Origin of the sequence: Micromonospora sp. WMMD1076 (genome assembly GCF_029581475.1) — a bacterium.
GTDB lineage: Bacteria > Actinomycetota > Actinomycetes > Mycobacteriales > Micromonosporaceae > Micromonospora > Micromonospora aurantiaca.
The window spans coordinates 6,127,749-6,146,615 of record NZ_CP120862.1 but is presented as its reverse complement, the minus strand read 5'-3'; the positions used below and the strand labels follow the sequence as shown (position 1 = coordinate 6,146,615).

Annotated in this window: 15 protein-coding genes; 11 read left to right on the top strand and 4 right to left on the bottom strand. The window is 74.6% G+C overall.

What is annotated here, in order from left to right:
• Window positions 1-237: 237 nt before the first annotated feature.
• The 7 genes from O7622_RS27810 (at window position 238) to O7622_RS27780 (ending at window position 8,732) form a co-directional block, all read left to right on the top strand.
• Window positions 238-2,586 (top strand): nitrate- and nitrite sensing domain-containing protein, encoded by a 2,349-nt coding sequence (locus O7622_RS27810; RefSeq protein WP_282311048.1) that lies wholly within the window; start codon window positions 238-240, stop codon window positions 2,584-2,586.
• Complete coding sequence (locus O7622_RS27805) at window positions 2,586-3,008, top strand: roadblock/LC7 domain-containing protein (RefSeq protein WP_282311047.1); 423 nt, start codon at window positions 2,586-2,588, stop codon at window positions 3,006-3,008. Before O7622_RS27810 ends, O7622_RS27805 begins: the two co-directional genes overlap by 1 nt.
• Window positions 2,998-3,387 carry a DUF742 domain-containing protein gene (locus O7622_RS27800; RefSeq protein ID WP_013475407.1) on the top strand — a complete coding sequence of 130 codons (390 nt, stop codon included), beginning with the start codon at window positions 2,998-3,000 and terminating at the stop codon, window positions 3,385-3,387. The genes O7622_RS27805 and O7622_RS27800 overlap by 11 nt, the downstream gene beginning before the upstream one ends.
• Window positions 3,368-3,970 carry an ATP/GTP-binding protein gene (locus tag O7622_RS27795; RefSeq protein ID WP_013288179.1) on the top strand — a complete coding sequence of 201 codons (603 nt, stop codon included), beginning with the start codon at window positions 3,368-3,370 and terminating at the stop codon, window positions 3,968-3,970. Before O7622_RS27800 ends, O7622_RS27795 begins: the two co-directional genes overlap by 20 nt.
• A 101-nt stretch (window positions 3,971-4,071) precedes the next feature.
• Window positions 4,072-5,106, top strand: a complete 1,035-nt coding sequence (locus O7622_RS27790; protein ID WP_282311046.1) for a lactonase family protein — start codon at window positions 4,072-4,074, stop codon at window positions 5,104-5,106.
• A 177-nt stretch (window positions 5,107-5,283) separates the two neighbouring features.
• Window positions 5,284-7,038: a substrate-binding domain-containing protein gene (locus tag O7622_RS27785; RefSeq protein ID WP_282311045.1), complete on the top strand. Its 1,755-nt coding sequence runs from the start codon at window positions 5,284-5,286 to the stop codon at window positions 7,036-7,038.
• Window positions 7,039-7,250: 212 nt separating this feature from the next.
• Window positions 7,251-8,732, top strand: coding sequence for a sugar transferase (locus O7622_RS27780; protein ID WP_282311044.1), 1,482 nt, complete (start codon window positions 7,251-7,253; stop codon window positions 8,730-8,732).
• Window positions 8,733-8,741: 9 nt separating this feature from the next.
• On the opposite strand, the gene O7622_RS27775 is transcribed toward O7622_RS27780, so the two are convergent.
• Window positions 8,742-9,875 (bottom strand): PP2C family protein-serine/threonine phosphatase, encoded by a 1,134-nt coding sequence (locus O7622_RS27775; RefSeq protein WP_282311043.1) that lies wholly within the window; start codon window positions 9,873-9,875, stop codon window positions 8,742-8,744.
• A gap of 95 nt (window positions 9,876-9,970) precedes the next feature.
• Here O7622_RS27775 and O7622_RS27770 point away from each other — a divergent pair, with 95 nt between their 5' ends.
• Window positions 9,971-10,486 (top strand): MarR family transcriptional regulator, encoded by a 516-nt coding sequence (locus O7622_RS27770; protein WP_282311042.1) that lies wholly within the window; start codon window positions 9,971-9,973, stop codon window positions 10,484-10,486.
• A 1-nt stretch (window position 10,487) separates the two neighbouring features.
• On the opposite strand, the gene O7622_RS27765 is transcribed toward O7622_RS27770, so the two are convergent.
• The 3 genes from O7622_RS27765 to O7622_RS27755 all read right to left on the bottom strand — a co-directional run bounded on the left by O7622_RS27765 (window position 10,488) and on the right by O7622_RS27755 (window position 14,582).
• Window positions 10,488-11,525: a cobalamin-dependent protein gene (locus O7622_RS27765; RefSeq protein WP_282311041.1), complete on the bottom strand. Its 1,038-nt coding sequence runs from the start codon at window positions 11,523-11,525 to the stop codon at window positions 10,488-10,490.
• Entirely contained in the window at window positions 11,522-13,039 is a 1,518-nt protein-coding gene (locus O7622_RS27760; RefSeq protein ID WP_282311040.1) for a PP2C family protein-serine/threonine phosphatase, read from the bottom strand. Before O7622_RS27760 ends, O7622_RS27765 begins: the two co-directional genes overlap by 4 nt.
• Window positions 13,040-13,322: 283 nt before the next feature.
• Window positions 13,323-14,582 carry an ROK family protein gene (locus tag O7622_RS27755; protein WP_282311039.1) on the bottom strand — a complete coding sequence of 420 codons (1,260 nt, stop codon included), beginning with the start codon at window positions 14,580-14,582 and terminating at the stop codon, window positions 13,323-13,325.
• 53 nt (window positions 14,583-14,635) lie between these two features.
• Here O7622_RS27755 and xylA point away from each other — a divergent pair, with 53 nt between their 5' ends.
• The 3 genes from xylA (at window position 14,636) to O7622_RS27740 (ending at window position 18,835) form a co-directional block, all read left to right on the top strand.
• Complete coding sequence (gene xylA / locus O7622_RS27750; RefSeq protein WP_282311038.1) at window positions 14,636-15,823, top strand: xylose isomerase; 1,188 nt, start codon at window positions 14,636-14,638, stop codon at window positions 15,821-15,823.
• An 11-nt stretch (window positions 15,824-15,834) separates the two neighbouring features.
• Complete coding sequence (gene xylB / locus O7622_RS27745; protein WP_282311037.1) at window positions 15,835-17,292, top strand: xylulokinase; 1,458 nt, start codon at window positions 15,835-15,837, stop codon at window positions 17,290-17,292.
• Between the two features lie 109 nt (window positions 17,293-17,401).
• Window positions 17,402-18,835, top strand: a complete 1,434-nt coding sequence (locus O7622_RS27740) for an MFS transporter (RefSeq protein WP_282311036.1) — start codon at window positions 17,402-17,404, stop codon at window positions 18,833-18,835.
• Window positions 18,836-18,867 lie beyond the last annotated feature (32 nt).

Here is an 18,867-nt window from a genome sequence, read left to right as displayed (position 1 = left end):
CGCCCCGGCCGGGAAAAAGACGCGGTGTCGCGACCGCCGTCCGGTGCCGGGCCGATGTCCGACTGAGGCCCTCCTGCCCGTCTCGGACCGTAGCGAGAGCCGAGACGGCCGGTAGTGCATCCGCCCCGGATTACGTATCCTGCCCAAGGCGTCCGGGCCGGGGCCCGGCGTCGTGGCCGGCGAACGTGACGGCCGCTGCCGGCGCCACCGAGCGACACCTTCCCGGGCGAGGTCTGATTGAACACCCGTGACTGGCCGATCCGCGCCAAGCTGACCGCGCTGGTCATCGGCCCGGTGACCGGGCTGCTGGCGTTGTGGATCTTCGCCACCACGCTCACCTTCGGGCCCGCGCTCGACCTGCTCTCCGCGCGTACCCTCCTCTACGACCTGGGCCGTCCCGGCGAGGCCGTGGTGGCCGAGCTGCAACGCGAGCGGCGGCTGTCGGTGGTCCAGCTCGCCGGCGACCGCGCCCTCCCCGAGCTGACCGAGCAGCGGGTACGCACCGACGACGCGATCGCCGAGCTGCGCCGGAAGGTCGACGGCGGGGACCTGCGCGACGTCGCCGACGCCCAGCTCGACAACCGGCTCGACCAACTGGTCTCGGCGCTCGACGCGCTGCCCGCCGGGCGGGCCTTCATCGACGAGCGGAAGGTCGACCGGGCCGGCGCGGTCGGGCTCTACAGTGGCATGATCGCCTCGGCGTTCCAGGCGTTCGGCGCCATGGCCGCGCTGCCCGACGCGCAGCTAAACGGGGAGGCGACGGCGCTCACCGCGCTGGGCCGCTCCCGGGAGCTGCTCGGCCAGGCCGACGCGCTGCTGGCCGGCGCGGTCACCGCCGGCCGGTACGCCGAGGGCGAGCACGAGCAACTGGTACGCACAGTCGAGAACCAGCGTTTCCTGGCCGAGATCGCGGTCGCCGACCTGCCGCCCGGGGAGCGGACCGCGTACCAGCGGATGACCGAGGGCGCGGGGTTCGTCCAGCTGCGCGCGCTCCAGGACAGCCTGATCCGCTCGGCCGCGCTGCCCGCCCGGTTCGACATGCGGGCGTGGGACACCGGTCACGCCGAGGTCTGGCAGAGCCTGCGCGACTTCGAGCTGCGCGGCGCGGACGCCCTGGCCGAGCGGTCGGTGCCGATGGCCACCCGGATCCTCGTGCAGCTCGCCGCCGCCGGTGTGCTTGGCCTGATCGCGATCGTGGTGTGCGTGCTGGTGGCGCTGCGGGTCGGCCGGTCGCTGGCGCAGCGGCTGACCGGCGTACGCGCCGCCGCGACCGAGGTGGCCGAACGCCGGCTGCCCGACGTGGTCGCGCGGCTGCGCCGGGGCGAGGAGGTCGACGTCGCCCGGGAGGCGCCCGAGCTGGACCACGGCGGCGACGAGATCGGCCAGGTGGCGCGCGCCTTCAACGAGGTGCGCCGGACCGCTGTCCGCGCCGCAGTCGACGAGGTCACGCTGCGCCGGGGCTTCAACGAGGTGATCCTCAACCTCGCCCGGCGCAGCCAGGGGCTGGTGCACCGGCAGCTGGCGCTGCTGGACCGGCTGGAGCGGCGTACCGAGGACCCGGACGAGCTGGCCGGGCTGTTCCAGGTCGACCACCTGGCGACGCGGCTGCGGCGGCACGCCGAGGACCTGGTCATCCTCGCCGGTGCCGCGCCCGGACGGGGCTGGCGCCGCCCGGTCGCCGCTGTCGACGTGATGCGCGGCGCGATCTCCGAGGTCGAGGCGTACGACCGGGTCGACGTGGGCGAGGTGGCGCCGGCCGGGGTGCTGGGCCGGGCCGTCGGCGACGTGATCCACCTGCTCGCCGAGCTGATCGAGAACGCGACCACGTTCTCCCCGCCCGGTACCCGGGTGGACGTCAGCGGCCGGAGCGCCCCGGGCGGCTACACCATCGAAGTCACCGACCGGGGGCTGGGCATGTCCGCGCCGGCCCTGGCCGAGGCCAACCGCAAGCTGGCCGAGCCGCCGGAGTTCGACCCGGCCGGCAGTGCCCGGCTCGGGCTGTTCGTGGTGGCCCGCCTGGCGGCCCGGCACGGCGTACGGGTGGAGCTGCGGCCGTCCCGCCCGGCCGGGATCGTCGCCGCGGTGTTCGTACCGCCGGAACTGATCACCGACGAGCCGCCGGTGGGCGCTGACGCCTCCGCCGGACTGGAACGGCGGCGCCTGGCCAAGGTGACCCGGCTGACCACTGCGTCCCGGCCGGGGCGGCCGGTCCGGCCGGGCCGGGACCGGTCGGAGAACACAGTCGTCCCGTTGCAGTCGGCCCGCGCCTCGACTGTGGAACCACCCGCCGACGGCGACGGCCTGCCCCGCCGGATCCGGCGCCGCGGCGCGACCGCGCGTCCCCGCGCGGCGGTCGCCGACACCCCGGCCCACCGCACCCCGGAGGAGGCCCGCCGGGCCATGTCCGCGTTGCAGGCCGGCACCGCGCGGGGACGCCGGGACGGCTCGCGCGCCGCCGGAACCGATCCGGCCACCCCCACCACCGAACCGCGCGACACCGGTACGCCGTCCACCACCGCGGGGCCGGCCGTTCAGCCCGCCCCGCCGGCGCCGGACCAACGAACCGCGACTGAGAGGGACGCCTAGTGGTGCACACGACGCGGCAGAACGCCGATCTCGACTGGCTGCTCGACGACCTGGTGGAGCGTGTCCCCGCCGCCCGCCAGGCGGTGGTGCTCTCGGCGGACGGGCTCCTGCTCGGCGCCTCCACCGACCAGGACCGCACCGACGCGGAGCACCTCTGCGCGCTGGCGTCCGGATTCTCCGGACTGGCCAAGGGCGCCACCCGGCACCTGAGTGGCGGCGCGGTCCGCCAGACGGTGGTGGAGATGGAGTCGGCCTACCTGTTCGTGACCGCCGCCGGGCAGGGCGCCTGCCTGGCGGTGGCCAGCGACGCCGACGCCGACATCGGCCTGGTGGCGTACGAGATGGCGATGCTCGTCATCCGGGTCGGGGAGAACCTGGCCGCGCCGAGCCGGGCGGCGGGGGAGCGGACCGATGCGCGCTGAGTCGCCGGGGCCGCAGCACGAGTGGCTGGACGCCGACGCCGGGCCGGTGGTGCGTCCGTACACGCTCACCGGCGGCCGGGTGCGGCCACCCGTCGACGGCTTCGATCTGCTGGCGTTCGTGCTCGCCACACCGGACGCGGACCCGGCCGGCACGCCTGGTCTCCAGCCGGAGCACCGCCGCCTGATCGAGCTGGCCCGGCGGCCGAAGGCCGTGGCCGACCTCGCCGCCGACCTGGACCTCGCCGTGGGCGTGGTCCGGGTGCTGCTCGGCGACCTTCTCGCCCATGGGCTCGTCGCGGTGCACCGGCCACCGGCCACCGCGTACCTGCCCGACGACAACATCCTCAAGGCGGTGGTCAGTGGACTCCGTGCGCTATGACCGGGAGCCGGGGGCGCCGCGAGTGCCGCTGGCTTTGAAGATCCTCATCGCCGGTGGCTTCGGTGCCGGAAAGACGACGCTGGTCAGCGCGTTGAGTGAGGTCCGGCCGTTGCAGACCGAGGAGGTCCTGACCGGGGCCGGGCTCGGCACCGACGACGTCTCCGGGGTCGAGCAGAAGTCGACGACGACCGTGGCGATGGACTTCGGCCGGATCACCATCAACGACGACCTCCAGGTCTACCTGTTCGGCACCCCGGGCCAGGACCGGTTCTGGTTCCTCTGGGACGAGCTGGCGTTCGGCGCGCTCGGCGCGGTGGTGCTCGCCGACACCCGGCGGCTGGCCGACTGCTTCCCCTCGATCGATTACTTCGAGCAGCGGGGCATCCCGTTCGTGGTGGGCGTCAACTGCTTCGAGGGCTCCCGCCGGTTCGGCCTGGAGGCGGTCCGCGACGCCCTGGACCTGGACCCGGACGTCCCGCTCGTGCTCTGCGACGCCCGGGACCGGCAGTCGGGCAAGCTCGTGCTGATCTCGCTCGTCGAGCACGTGGCGCGGCAGCGCGGCGAGCCGGTGCCGGTGGGCTGAGCAGGCCGTACCCGATCCGTCGGGCCCCGTGGGACGGACCGGGCGCGTCACCGGGAAGCCTCTGGTTGGATCGCAGGCAGGACCGACGAGAGGTGGGAGCGGTGACCGGGCAGGACGAGATCGTCCACATCGGCGGCTACACGGCGGAGACGGGCGGGCGGGCCGAGGGCGTCGTGGCGGCCCGGCGGGACCGGGCGACCGGGGAACTGACCCCGCTGGGCGTCGTGGCGGTCACCCCGTCGCCGTCGTTCCTGGTGCGGCATCCGGCGCTGCCGGTGCTGTACGCGTGCAACGAGCTGCCCGACGGGCAGGTGAGCGCGTTCCGGGTGGCGGCGGACGGCGACCTCGCGCCGCTGGGCGTCCGCGAGACCGGTGGCGCGGAGCCGTGCCACCTGGCGGTCGCTCCGGACGGGCGGCACCTGTTCGTGGCGAACTACGGCGGCGGCAGCGTGGCGGTGTTCGGCCTGGACGCCGACGGCGTGCCGGGGGAGCGCACCGACCTGGTCCGGCACGAGGGGCACGGCGCCGACCCGCAGCGGCAGGAGCACGCGCACTGCCACATGGTCTCGCCCGACCCGGCCGGAGGCGGGCTGCTCGCCGTCGACCTGGGCACCGACTCCGTCTACCGGTACGACGTCGACGCGTCCACCGGCCGGCTGACCGAGCGGGAGCCCCGGCTGCGGACGGCGCCCGGGACCGGTCCCCGGCACCTGGCCCGGCACCCGGACGGGCGGCGCTGCTGGCTCGTCGGTGAGCTGGACGCCACTGTCACCGCCTACGAGCTGACGCCGGACGGGCCGCGGCAGTCGACGCGTGTCGACGCCAGCGGCCGGACCGGGCACGTCCAGCCCTCCGAGGTGGCCGTCGGGCCGGGCGGGCGTTTCCTCTACGTGGGCAACCGCGGCGTGGGCACGATCGCTGTCTTCGCGCTGGACGGCGTCGCGCCGGAGCTGGTGGCCGAGGTCGACACGGGTGGCGAGTGGCCGCGGCACTTCGCGTTCGCCGGTGAGCACCTGTACGTGGCCGACGAGCGTGCCGACATGGTCAGGGTCTTCCGGGTCGATCCGGACGGCGGGGTGCCCGAGCCGGTGGGGGAGCCGGTGCCGGTGGCGAGCCCGACGTGCGTCCTGCCGTGACCGGACGGTCACCAGTTGACAGTCCGAAGTGGATTGACATCACTTTAAATGACTGACCAGTAACTTAGCGTATGAGTTAGCTGATCAACTGTTTCTGCTGCGTAACTTTCGTCCGAACGGTTGTGGTGGTAACCCCACGAGGTACGCAAGATGGTCACCGTGTCTGGCCGCCATCGCATGCGTTCTCACCTCCGCGGAGCAGGTGCCGCCGCCGTGGCGGCCGCCCTGGTCGCCGTCGTAGCCGGCTCCTGGTTCGGCTACCAGCAGCTGGCCGGCCCGAACTGTTCGGGCCGGATCGAGCTGTCGGTGGCGACCGCCCCGGAGATCGCCCCCGCGGTGCGCGCCGCGGCCGACCAGTGGGTCGCCGACGGCGCGGCGGTGGGCGGGACCTGCATCGCGGTGAACGTCTCCTCGTCCGAGCCGGTCGAGGTGGCCGCCGCGGTGGCGAGCAAGCACGGCGCCACGCTCGCCGGCGTCGGGCAGGCCAGCGGCACCGCTGTCACCCCCGACGTCTGGGTGCCGGACTCGTCGACCTGGCTGGTCCGGCTCAAGAGCGGCGGGGCCAGCGCGTTCGCGCCGACCAACGGCGCCTCGATCGCCCGCAGCCCGGTCGTGGTGGCGCTGCCCGAGCCGGTGGCCTCGCGGATAGGGTGGCCGGACAAGAAGCTCCGCTGGTCCGACCTGCTGACCCAGGTCACCGCCAGCAAGCCGTTGCGGGCCGGGATCGTCGAGCCGACCCAGGACGCGGCCGGCCTGTCCGGCCTGCTGTCGCTGACCGCCGCGGCCAGCTCCACCGGCGAGTCCGGCTCGCCGAAGGCGCAGCAGGCGATGGTCGGCGCACTGCGGGCGCTGGCGACCAACCGTTCCTCGCTGCGGCAGGACCTCCTCGCGCGGTTCCCGCGCTCGTCCGACCCGACGGCGATCGCCAACGGGCTGGGGGCGGCGGCGCTGTCCGAGGAGGACGTGATCGCCTACAACAGCACCAAGCCGCCGATCCGGCTCGCCGCGCTCTACCTGGAGCCGGCGCCGATCCCGCTGGACTACCCGTTCGCGGTGCTGCCCGGCATCGAGCCGACCAAGGCGTCCGCCGCCCGGGTCCTCTTCGAGGTGCTGCGTACGCCGGGCTTCAAGGACCGGCTCGCCTCGCAGGCGCTGCGCGCGCCGGACGGCAACTGGGGCCGGGGTTTCCAGGCGCCGACCGGCGCGCCGAGCCCGGCTAACGGCGGCGCGAGCCAGGTGCCGCCGTCGGGCCAGGGCGGCGCGGCCGACCTCGACCCGGGTGCCATCTCGACCGCGACCACGACCTGGTCGGTGGCCACCCAGTCGGGCCGGATGCTCTGCGTCATCGACGTGTCCGGTTCGATGAAGAAGCCGGTCGCGACCGCCAACGGCGCGAGCCGGGAGCAGGTCACGGTCGCCGCCGCGAGCCAGGGCCTCGGGCTGTTCGACGACTCCTGGTCGATCGGCCTCTGGACGTTCTCCACCAACCTCCAGGGCTCGCAGGACTGGAGCGAGCTGGTCGGGATAAAGCCTCTGTCCAGCAACCGGGGCTCGCTCCAGCGCGGCCTGGCCTCGATCAAGCCCTCCAGCGGCAACACCGGCCTGTACGACACGATGCTCGCGGCGTACAAGAAGGTGCAGCAGGACTGGGAGCCGGGCAAGGTCAACTCGATCGTGCTGTTCACCGACGGCAAGAACGAGGACGACGACGGCATCTCGCAGAAGGCGCTGCTGGACCAGCTGAACAAGCTGAAGGACGACGAGCAGCCGGTCCAGGTCATCATCATCGGCATCGGCACCGAGGTGAACCGGGCCGAGCTGGAGTCGATCACCAAGGTCACCGGCGGCGGCGCCTTCGTCACCACCGACCCCAGCAAGATCGGTGAGATCTTCCTCCGGGCGATCGCGCTGCGGCCGCCCGCCCCCCGCTGACCTGAAGCTCAGCGCTAGTCTTCCGCCGTACCGGAAATCCGGTACGGCGGAAGGCTTCCCGGGTCAAGGCACGGGATGAGAACTGACGGTAATGCGTCCGAATCAATCGGTAATCATAATTGTCCAGGCATGATGACCGGGTGCCTCGACCGCGGGCTCCACACCGGAGCCGGGCGGGGACGGGGCGGTCCTGAGCGAAGTGGGGAGGACCGGTGACCTCGGCGACGCTGTTGACCCCTGCCACGTCGTCGCGACCCGGTGGGGAACGCCCCGGCAAGACGACACGAGCCGCGGAGCGGGCCTACATCCGGGTGCTGGTGGTGCTGGACACCGCAATGCTCGCCGTGGCCATCCTGGTCGGTTACCTGGCCCGGTTCGGCGACGAGGAACCGACCGGATCCGAGATCCCGTACGTGGTGGTCGCCCCGGCGCTCCTGCTGGTCTGGCTCGTCTCGCTCAAGGCGATGCGCTGCTACGACGACCAGGTGCTCGGCTACGGCGCCGACGAGTACCGCCGGGTCAGCGCGGCCAGCATGCGACTCGCCGGCGGCATCGCCATCGCCGGGTACATCGCCGACGTCGGCGTCTCCCGGGGCTTCCTGGCCATCTCCTTCGCGGTCGGCACGATCGGCCTGGAGGTGGCGCGGTTCGCGGCCCGCAAGCGGCTGCACCGGGCCCGCGACCGGGGCGCCGGCTGGTCCCGCAAGGTGCTCGTGGTCGGCGACACCGCGCACGTGCTGGAGCTGGTGCACACGCTGCGCCGGGAGCCGTACGCCGGCTACCAGGTGGTCGGCGCGTGCATCCCGGACGCGCTGCTCGCCCCGGTGCCGCAGCGGCTGGGTGACGTGCCTGTGGTCGGCAGCTTCCGGGGCATCCCGGAGGCCGCCACCGCGATCGGCGCCGACACGGTGGCGGTCACCGCCTCGGGCGAGCTGACCGCGACCCGGTTGCGCCGCCTCGGCTGGCAGTTGGAGGGCACCGGTGTCGACCTGGTGGTGGCACCGGCGCTCACCGACGTGGCCGGCCCCCGCATCCACACCCGTCCGGTCGCCGGCCTGCCGCTGATCCACGTCGAGGCGCCCGAGTTCCGCGGCGCCCGCAAGCTGGTCAAGGGCTTCGTCGACCGGTCCGTCTCGCTGATCGCCCTGCTCGTGCTGGCGCCGCTGCTGATCGTGATCGCGCTCGCCATCAAGATCGACAGCCGCGGTCCGGTGCTGTTCCGGCAGACCCGGGTCGGCCAGGGCGGCGAGGAGTTCGGCGTCTTCAAGTTCCGCACCATGGTGGTCAACGCCGACGCCCTGCTCGCCGAGCTGGCCGCGCGCAACGAGACCGACGGCCTGATGTTCAAGATGCGCGACGACCCCCGCGTCACCCGGGTCGGCCGGCTGCTGCGCAAGTGGTCGCTGGACGAACTGCCCCAGCTCGCCAACGTGCTGCTCGGCCAGATGAGCCTGGTCGGTCCGCGCCCGCCGCTGCCGTCCGAGGTGGCCCGCTACGACGGCGACGTGGCACGCCGGCTGCTGGTCAAGCCCGGCATGACCGGCCTCTGGCAGGTCAGCGGCCGGTCGGACCTGAGCTGGGAGGACGGCATCCGGTTGGACCTCTACTACGTGGAAAACTGGTCGCTGGCCGCGGACCTGACCATCCTCTGGAAGACGTTCGGCGCGGTGCTCAACAGCCGTGGCGCGTACTGAGGGGGCGGGTCAGGGCTGCGGCCCCAGCCAGTCCAGACAGACCACCACCGCGTCGTCCACCAGGTCGCCGGCGACGAAGGCCCGCAGGTCGCCGATCAGCGACCGGACCGCGTCCAGCGGCTCCATCGGGCCGGTCCGGCGCAGGAACCGGTCCAGCGCCACCTCGCCGTAGCGCACCTGCTCGGTGGTGGCGTCGACCACGCCGTCGCTGACCACGAAGAGCCGGTCCTCGCGCTCCAGCCGGAACCGCTGCGGGCGGTAGTCGGTGCCCTCGAACATGCCGAGCGGGAACTGCTTGTCCAGCTCCTGCTCGGTCACCTCACCGGCCCGCAGCCGCAGCAGCCGCGGCGAACCGGCGTCGACCACGGTCATCTCGCCGGTGGCCAGGTCCAGCTCGATCAGGAGCACGGAGACGTGCTGTTCGCCCCGGTGCTGGGCGTAGATCGCCTGGTCGGCCAGCGCGGCCTGGTCGGCCAGGTCGAGCCTGGCCCGGCGCGCGTTGCGCAGCGCGTACGTGGCCAGCGAGGCGAGCAGCGACGCGGCCACCCCCTCGCCGTAGCCGTTCAGCACCGCCAGCCAGAGCCGGTGACCGTCGTCGGACCAGTCGAAGCTGTCCCCGCGCACCGCGTATGCGGGCTCCAACTGCCCGGCCAGGCTGAACGACGGCCGGATCCGGCTGCGCCCGGGCAGCAGCTCCCACTGCATCTCGGCGGCCAGCGTGAGCCGCCGGCTGCGCCGGGCGGTGCGGTAGATGTCGGTGGTCGCCATCACCGCGCTCAGCTCGTGCCCGAGCACGGTGGCGACGGTGTCCAGCTCCCGGCGGGCGTCCGGGTCGGCGGGCACCGGCGAGACCTTCAGCACGCCCCGGCGTTCGCCGCGCATGCCCACCGGGAACCAGCCGACGCCGTCGGCGATCACCGGCTCCTGGTGGTCGAAGGCGCGCCAGGCCGGGTGGCCGGGGCCGGTGATCGCCGACGGGCCGTCATCCAGCGGCAGCAGCTCGGCGAGCCGGTAGTCGACCTGGTACAGCTCGGTGCGGGCGACGCCGTACGCGCGCGCCAGCTCGGCGGCGAGCCGGTCCACGATGAGATCCGTCGGCGCCTCGGTCAGGACCCGGCGCGCGCGGCCCTCCGCTCCGCTCATCTTTGCTCCTTTGCACAGGTCGCCGGGCAGGTCCGGGGGGTAGTCTCGGGCCCACCATGACCGAAGAGCGCAGTCCCCGGGAACCTGGAACGAGTATGTCCGCCGCACTGGACGAGGCGGCAGGCACCCTGCTCGCCGTCTGGGAGGCGGCCCGGGAGCGCACCACCAGCCGGCTGTCGAGTGCCCAGCTACGCGCGATCATGGTCGTCGAGCAGTATGACGGCATCAACCTCCGCCGGCTCGCCACCCTCACCGACATGTTGCTCTCCTCCGCCAGCCGGCTGTGCGACCGGCTCGTCGCGGCCGGGATGCTGGAACGCGAGCCGGGCCGTTACGACCGGCGGGAGATCTCGCTGCACCTCACGCCCGCCGCCCTCCGGCTCCTCGCCGAGCTGCGCGCCGACCGGCGGCACCGGCTGGAGCGGATCCTGGCCGGGATGAGCCCGGAGGGCCGGACCGCGCTGGTACGCGGGATGCGCGAGTTCGACGAGGTGGGCCGGCGAGGCGAGGCGACTGTGGCGGAGGGCTGGCCGATGCTGCAACCGTCCGGGGAACGGATCGGCGACCCCGCCCGGCCCTCCGGTGAGCCGCCGGTGGCCCGTACCGCCTGACTCAGCCTGAGCGGCCGGGATCGTCCGGCACGCCGTCGCGGGCGGCCCGCAACCGGGCCACCACCCGGGGATGCTCGGTGAGCGCCCGCTCCAGCGTGTCGAGCACCTCGTCCAGCAGCGCCCGGCCGCCCCGGGAGGTCAGCGCCTCCTCCTGCCACCCGACGAAGTCGCGCAGCAGCCGGTCGTCGTCCACCCGCACGGCCGCGATCAGCGCGTCCACCAGGTGCGCGATGCCGGCGGCGACATCCTCGGTGCTCTCCTGCGGCGGGTCCACCGCGGCGAGCGCGAGCCGGACCAGCTCACGCCGCCGGTGCAGCACCGCCACGTACGCGTCGTCGGGCGGGGGCGGCGGCGCGCCGGTGTGCGCGGCCGACAACGGCCGTTCCAGCAGCGCCACCGCGTCCCGGGCGCTGGCGCCCCAGCCCGCCGCGCCGATCGCGGTGGCCCACCGGCCGTCCGGGCCGAAGCCGGGACCACCGGCGAGCACCGGCACCCCGGCCGCGCGGCTGGCCTCCACCATCCGCGCCGCCCGGACCAGCCGGTTCGGCTGCACGCAGCTCAGCAGCACCGCGTCCGGGCCGGTCTGGTGTAGGTAGGAGACCAGATGCCGGGCCGGCACGCTGGCGCCGAGGAACGTCACCCGCCAGCCGGCCGCCCGGACCACCTCGGTGACGATGCGGGCGGCCAGCGCGTGCCACTCGCCCTCCACGCAGGCCATCACCACGTGCCCGCGTCGCGGTGGGCCGACCGTCGTGCCCAGCGCGTCCACCACCTGCTCGCTGACGTGGGTGGCGGCGTGCTCCTGGGCGACGCTCCACGAGCCGGTGAGCCACCGCCGGCCGACCTCCCGCTGCGCCACCGCGACCAGGTCGACCAGGACGTCCGCGACCGAGAAGCCGTCCGCCAGCAGGCCGCGTGCCAGCGCCACAGCGCCGGCCCGGTCGGCGGCGTCCAGGTGGTCGAGGTACGCGGCGAGCGTCTCCGGCCCGATCCGGCGCTCGGCCGCGGGGGTGGGGCGGTCAGGCGGCGGTGGCGTCACCCGGCCGCCACGGCGAGCATGGCGATGTCGTCGTGGGGTTGCCCGTCCAGCCACTCGTCGACGAGCTGGAGCACCCGGTCGACGAGCGCGGCGGGCGGAAGCCCGGTGCCGGTGGCGAGCGCCTGACGCAACCGGGCGTCGCCGAACATGGCCGGCTCGGTCGGGCCGCCCCGGGCCTCGGTCACCCCGTCGGTATACGCGAGCAGCAGGTCACCCGGGGCCAGCCGGACCTCGGTGTCGGCGAACCGGGCGTCGGTGAGCGCGCCCACCGGCATGCCGCCGACCCGGACCGTGTCGACGTCGCCGCCGGCGCGGACGACGAGCGGGGCGGGGTGCCCGCCACCCGCCACCCGGATCAGCAGCCCGCCGTCCGGCTCGCGGCGCAGCGCGCCGAGCAGGAGCGTGGTGAACTGGGCCCGGCGGGCCGCGTCGGGAGCGTCCAGCAGCGCCCGGTTGAGCAACTCCAGCAGTTCCCGGGGACGCTGCTCGACCAGGCGCAGGGTCTGCAGCGACTGGCGGACCCGGCCGGTCAGCACGGCCGCGCCGACGCCCTTGCCGCAGACGTCACCGAGCGCGAACAGGCCGCCGTCGCCGGTGGGGAAGAGGTCGTAGAAGTCGCCGCCGATGCGCAGGCTGTCCCCGGCGGCGCGGTAACCGCCGGCGAGCGTCATCCCGGGCAGGTGGGGCAGCGCCGGCGGGAGCAGGCTGTTCTGGAGCACCCGGGCCAGGTGCGCCTGCTCGCCGTACAGCTCGGCCGCGGCCAGCGCGGCACCGGCCCGGCCGGCGAACTCCCGGGCCAGGCCGATCTCCCGCTTGTCGAAACCGGGCCGCTCCCGGCGGCGGGCCAGCACCAGCGCGCCGGCTGGACCACCCGCGCTGGGCATCGGGCTGATCAACACGGTGCCCGGGCGGCCGAAGCCGGCGGGCAGCACCTCGGCCAGGTCGGCCAGCTCGGCGTCCAGCCAGGGACTCGATTCGGTGAGGTCGCCGTCGAGCGCCTCGACCAGGCCGGGGACCGACTCCACCGTGTGCCAGCCGGCCGGGCCGGTGACCGGGCCGGGATCGCCGGTGGCGTACCGGATCCAGTGCGGCTGGTCCTCGGCGGGCGGAGGCGGGCGGTGCACCACGACTGCCGCGTCGGCCAGGTAGGGCACCGGCAGCGTCACGGCGGTACGCAGCGTCTGCTCGCGGTGCAGGGACAGCCCGAGCCGGCTGCCCGCCTCGGCGAGGAACGCGGTGCGCGACCTTTCGGCCAGCAGCGCGTCGGTGCGCGCGCGTTCCTCGGTGACGTCCCGGACGTACCAGGCGCTGCGGTCGTCGGCCAGGGGACGCCGCAGGCCACGCAGCCACCGGCCGTGGTGCTCGGTCTCGAACACGTCCGATCCGGCGGCGGCCGCGTCGGCCAGCGCCGGCACCCGGCACGCGGCCAGGTCGACGCCGGGCGCCACCTCGGGGAGCAGGTCGGCGGCCATCGCGTTGACGAGCGTCACCACGCCTGCGTGGTCGACCGTCACGACGGCCTCGGCGAGCCCGTCCAGCAGTTCCCGGGCCAGGCGGTCGTCAGCCGGTAGCGCGGCCTCGGCACCCCGACGGGGCCGTCTCCGCGAGGCGTGTCCACCGCCGCTGACCGGCCCCGCGACACCGCCCCGGCGCGCGGCGGTCACCTCCGGTGGCCGGGCGCTTCGGTCGGTCGACCCCTGCGCATGCTGTCGGTGCACCCCTCGCTCGGCGGATATGTTGCCTGGCGGCAAGCGTACCGAGCGCAGGCACGGAATGCCCGTCGAGGATCATCCCGGGTCAGGTGGTCCGGGCCAGCCAGCCCACCGGCCGGTCGACGATCCGGCGGACCACCGACCCGGCGCCGCCGACCGCCGCGGACTGCGCGCCGAGCACGGCCGGCCGCACCGTGACCGGCGCCCACCCGGCGGTGAGCACCCGGCGGGAGACCTCCGCCTCCACAGTCGGCCGCAGCCAGGGCGCGAGCCGGGCGTATCCGCCCCCGAGCACCACCGTGTCCAGATCCAGCAGGTTCACCACGCCCGCCACCGCCACCCCGAGTGCGCTGCCCGCGCCGGTCAGGGCGGTCAGCGTGGCCGGGTCGCCGGCCTCGGCCAGGTCGGCGAGCCGGGTGGCGGCGGTGTCAGCCGGCAGTTCCGCGCCGGGCAGCCCGGCGGCGGCCAGGATCGCCTCCTGGCCCGCGTACCGCTCCAGGCAGCCCTGGCCGCCGCAGCGGCACGGCCGCCCCTGCGGCTGCACCGGGAAGTGACCGATCTCTCCGCTCCAGCCGCGCGCGCCCCGGTAGAGCGCGCCGTCGAGCACGATCCCGGCGCCGATGCCGATCTCGCCGGTGACGTGCAGGAAGCTGCGCGGGCCGGGCGGGCCGGCGTACAGCTCGCCGAGCGCGGCCAGGTTCGCCTCGTTGTCGACCACCAGCGGCGGCACCCCGTCGACCGGCTCGGCCAGCGGGTGTCCGGCGAGCAGCGCCGGCACGTCCACGTCCCGCCAGCCCAGGTTCGGCGCGAGCCGGACCAGGCCGCCGTCACCCACCAGGCCCGGCACGGCGAGCGCCGCGCCGGCCAGTGTCAATCCGTCGCGTACGGCGGCCGCGCGTGCTTCGGCGGCCAGCGCGGCGAGCCGGGCGAGCGCGTCGGCGGGGGAGACCGGGCGCAGGTCGGCGCGGCGGACCAGGTGGTGCCGGACCGCGCCGGTCAGGTCGACGACGCAGGCCGCCAGGTAGTCGACGTTCACCTCCAGGCCGAGCCCGGCCGGGCCGTCGGAGGCGAGCACCAGGCCCCGGGCGGGACGGCCCGCACCGGTACGCGGCTCCGGCTCCGCCTCGGCGACCAGCCGGCCGGCGATCAGGTCGTCCACGACGGCGGAGACGGTGGCCCGGGTCAGGCCGGTGTCGGCGGCGATCCCGGCGCGCGAGGGCGGCCGGTCGGCGGCGGCGATCCGCCGGAGCACCACGGCGAGGTTCAACTCGCGCAGGCTGCCCTGCCGGACCGCACCGGCGCTGCTGGCGCTTGTCACCTCTTGACACTGCCACACCGCCGCCATTTAATTCAACCGCTGAACAAATCGCGGACGACACCACCACCTGGAGGTCTGCCATGGCATCCCGCCCCACCCCCGCGGACAAGTTCTCCTTCGGTCTCTGGACGGTGGGCTGGCCGGCCCGTGACCCGTTCGGTGACGCCACCCGGCCCGAGCTGGACGCCGTCGATGCGGTGCACCGGCTCGCCGAGCTGGGCGCGTACGGCATCACCTTCCACGACGACGACCTGGTCCCGTTCGGCGCGGACGCGGCCACCCGCGACGCCCGGCTGAGCCGCTTCCGCAAGGCCCTCGACGAGACCGGCCTGGTCGTGCCGATGGTCACCACCAACCTGTTCAACCACCCGGTGTTCAAGGACGGCGGCTTCACCAGCAACGACCGCGACGTGCGCCGGTACGCGCTGCGCAAGGTGCTGCGCAACGTCGACCTGGCCGCCGAGATGGGCGCGAAGACGTTCGTCATGTGGGGCGGCCGGGAGGGCGCCGAGTACGACGTGGCGAAGGACGTCCAGGCCGCGCTGGACCGCTACCGCGAAGCCGTCGACCTGCTCTGCGAGTACGTCGTCGACAACGGCTACGACCTGCGCTTCGCCCTGGAGCCCAAGCCGAACGAGCCGCGCGGCGACATCCTGCTGCCCACAGTCGGCCACGCGCTCGGGTTCATCTCCACGCTGGCCCGCCCGGAGATGGTCGGGCTCAACCCGGAGGTCGGGCACGAGCAGATGGCCGGACTGAACTTCGCCCACGGCATCGCCCAGGCGCTCTGGCAGGGCAAGCTGTTCCACATCGACCTCAACGGCCAGCGCGGCATCAAGTACGACCAGGACCTGGTCTTCGGCCACGGCGACCTGCTCAACGCGTTCGCCCTGGTCGACCTGCTGGAGCACGGCGGCCCGAACGGCGGCCCGGCCTACGACGGCCCGCGCCACTTCGACTACAAGCCGTCCCGCACCGAGGACATGACCGGCGTGTGGGCCTCCGCCGAGGCGAACATGCGGACGTACCTGCTGCTCAAGGAGCGGGCCGCGGCGTTCCGCGCCGACCCGGAGGTGGTCGAGGCGCTCGCCGCCGCCCGGGTGGCCGAGCTGGCCACCCCGACGCTAAACCCCGGTGAGGGCTACCGCGAGCTGCTGGCCGACCGGACCGCGTTCGAGGAGTTCGACCCGGAGGCCGCCGGGGCGAAGGGCTTCGGCTTCGTCCGGCTCAACCAGCTCGCCGTCGAGCACGTGCTCGGCGCGCGCTGAGGCGGGCCGCCATGCCGCTCGTCGCGGGGGTCGACTCGTCGACCCAGTCCTGCAAGGTGGTCGTCCGGGACGCGGAGACCGGCGCGCTGGTCCGGCAGGGCCGCGCGCCGCACCCGCCCGGTACCGAGGTCGACCCGTACGCCTGGTGGGAGGCTCTGCGGACGGCTGTCGCCGAGGCCGGTGGCCTGGACGACGTGGCAGCCGTCTCGGTCGGCGGCCAGCAGCACGGCATGGTCTGCCTGGACACCTCCGGTGAGGTGGTCCGCCCGGCGCTGCTGTGGAACGACACCCGTTCCGCCGACGCGGCCCGGGAACTGGTCGAGGAGGCCGGCGGCGGGGAGACCGGCCGCCGGTTCTGGGCCGAGGCGACCGGCGCGGTGCCGGTGGCCAGCTTCACCGCGACGAAGCTGCGCTGGCTGGCCCGGCACGAGCCGGACAACGCCGACCGGGTGGCGGCCGTCTGCCTGCCGCACGACTGGCTCACCTGGCGGCTCGCCGGCGCGCCCGGGCTGGACGCGCTGCGCACCGACCGGGGCGATGCCAGCGGCACCGGCTACTGGTCGCCGCGCACCGGCGAGTACCGGCTGGACCTGCTGGAACGGGCCTTCGGCCGGCGCCCGAAGGTGCCGGTCGTGCTCGGCCCGGCCGAGGTGGCCGGGCACCTCGACCCGGCCGTGTTCGGCGGCGGCGCGGGGTCCGGCGCGGCCGGTCGGTCCGGCGGCCCGGGCGCTGTCGGCCCGGTGCTCCTCGGTCCGGGCACCGGGGACAACGCCGCCGCGGCGCTCGGCGCCGGGGCCGGTCCGGGCGACGTGGTCGTCTCGATCGGCACCTCCGGCACCGTGTTCGCGGTGGCGGACACGCCGGCCGCCGACTCCACCGGCGCGGTGGCCGGGTTCGCCGACGCCACCGGCCGGTTCCTGCCGCTCGTGTGCACGCTCAACGCCGCCCGGGTGCTGGACGCCGCCGCGGCGCTGCTCGGCGTCGACCTCGACCGGCTCGGAGAACTGGCCCGGTCCGCCCCGCCCGGCGCGGACGGGCTGGTGCTGGTGCCGTATCTGGACGGGGAGCGGACGCCGGACCGGCCGCACGCCACCGGCGAGCTGAAGGGTCTGACGCTGCGCACCTCGACCCCGGCGCACCTGGCCCGCGCCGCTGTGGAGGGCATGCTCTGCGGGCTGGCCGACGGCCTGGACGCGCTGATCGCGCAGGGCGCCCGCGCCGATCGGATCATCCTGGTCGGCGGCGGCGCCCGGTCCGCGGCGGTGCGCCGGATCGCGCCGCAGGTCTTCGGCCGCCCGGTGGTGGTGCCGCCGCCGGGCGAGTACGTGGCCGACGGCGCCGCCCGGCAGGCCGCCTGGGTGGCGCTCGGTGGCGACACCCCGCCGGTCTGGTCGATCGGCGACACCGAGGAGTACACCGGCGAGGCGGTGCCCGCCATCCGCGAGCGCTACGCCCACGCCCGGGGGTAAGGAAGGGCCCCTTCTTAACGCCTGCGGTAGAGGAGGGGCCCCTTCTTAACACGCGCGCCGGCCGGGGGCGGTGTCCCGGATCCGGCCCGCACCTGATTGGCTGCCCTGCATGAAGGGCACCAGGATCTCCCGGCGCGGGAACACGGCACACCGGTTCTACAGCGTCGTGGTCTTCGTGGTGCTCGCCTCGCTGGACAACGTGGCGATCGGCCTGGTGCCCCCGCTGTACGGGCCGATCTCCGCCGCTCTCGACGTACCCCAGCGGATGCTCGGCCTGGTCACCGCCGTCAGCTTCCTGGTCAGCGCCGTGGCGGCGGTGGGCTGGGCGTACGTGGGGGACCGCACCAACCGCAAGCCGCTGCTCATGGTCGGCACGCTGCTGTGGGCCGCCGGCACCGGGGGCAGCGCGCTCGCCGGGGGGTACGCCACGTTCCTGGTCGCGCAGTTCGTCGGCGCGGTCGGGCTCGGCGCGGTGGGCTCGGTCGGTTTCTCGGTGGTCACCGACCTGATCTCACCGCGCCGCCGGGGCCTGGTGATGAGCTTCTGGGGGCTGTCCCAGGGCGTCGGCACGCTGGCCGGGACACTGCTCGGCGGCGTACTCGGCGCGACCGACTGGCGGCGGCCGTTCCTGCTGCTGACCGGCGTGGGCCTGGCCGCCACGGTGGCGTACCTGTTCACCTACGACATCCGGCGCGGGCAGAGCGAACCGGAGCTGGCCGGTGCGATCGACGCCGGGAACGAGTACGACTACCGGATCAGCCGCGCCGACCTGCCCCGGATCCTGGCCCGCCGGACCAACCGCTGGCTGATCCTGCAGGGGCTGACCGCCCAGGCCGCGTTCGGCTCGCTGGTCTGGCTGCCGGTGCTGTTCAGCCAGCGGGCCGAGGCGCAGGGCTACTCACCGGCCACGGCCGTGGTGGTGGGCAGCGTCTTCGCCACGCTGTTCCAGCTCGGCGGCGTGCTGTCCATCGTGGGCGGACTGGTGGGCGACGCGCTGCAACGGCGTACGCCGAGTGGCCGGGCCATGGTCGCGGCCGTCGGCATCCTCGCGGCGCTGCCGTTCTACCTGGTCCTGTTCTTCGTGCCGATCCGCATCGACGTGCCCGACGGCGCCCGTTCCGGCGCGGTGGTGACGGCCGTGCTGTCCAGCGTGCTGACCGAGCCGTCGGTGGGGCTGAGCCTGCTCACCGCCGTGGTGGCGCTGGCGCTGACGTCGGCGAACTCGCCGAACTGGTTCGCCCTGATCGCCGACGTCAACCCGCCCGAGCACCGGGGCACCGTCTACAGCCTGGGCAACCTGGTCAACGGCGTCGGCCGGGCGGCGGGCAACGGGCTGGTCGGCGTGGCGTTCGCGGGGCTGCGGGCGGCCTTCCCGCCGCCGTTGAACTACGCGGTGGGGCTGGCCGCGTTCCAGCTCTTCTTCATCCCGACCGGGATCATGTACTGGCTGGCTGCGCGTACCTCGCCGCGGGACATCGCGCAGGTGCACGACCTGCTGCGCGCCCGCGCCGATCGCCTGGAGGAAGGAGGGGCCCCTTCTTAACGGTGAGTGTTAAGAAGGGGCCCCTCCTCTAC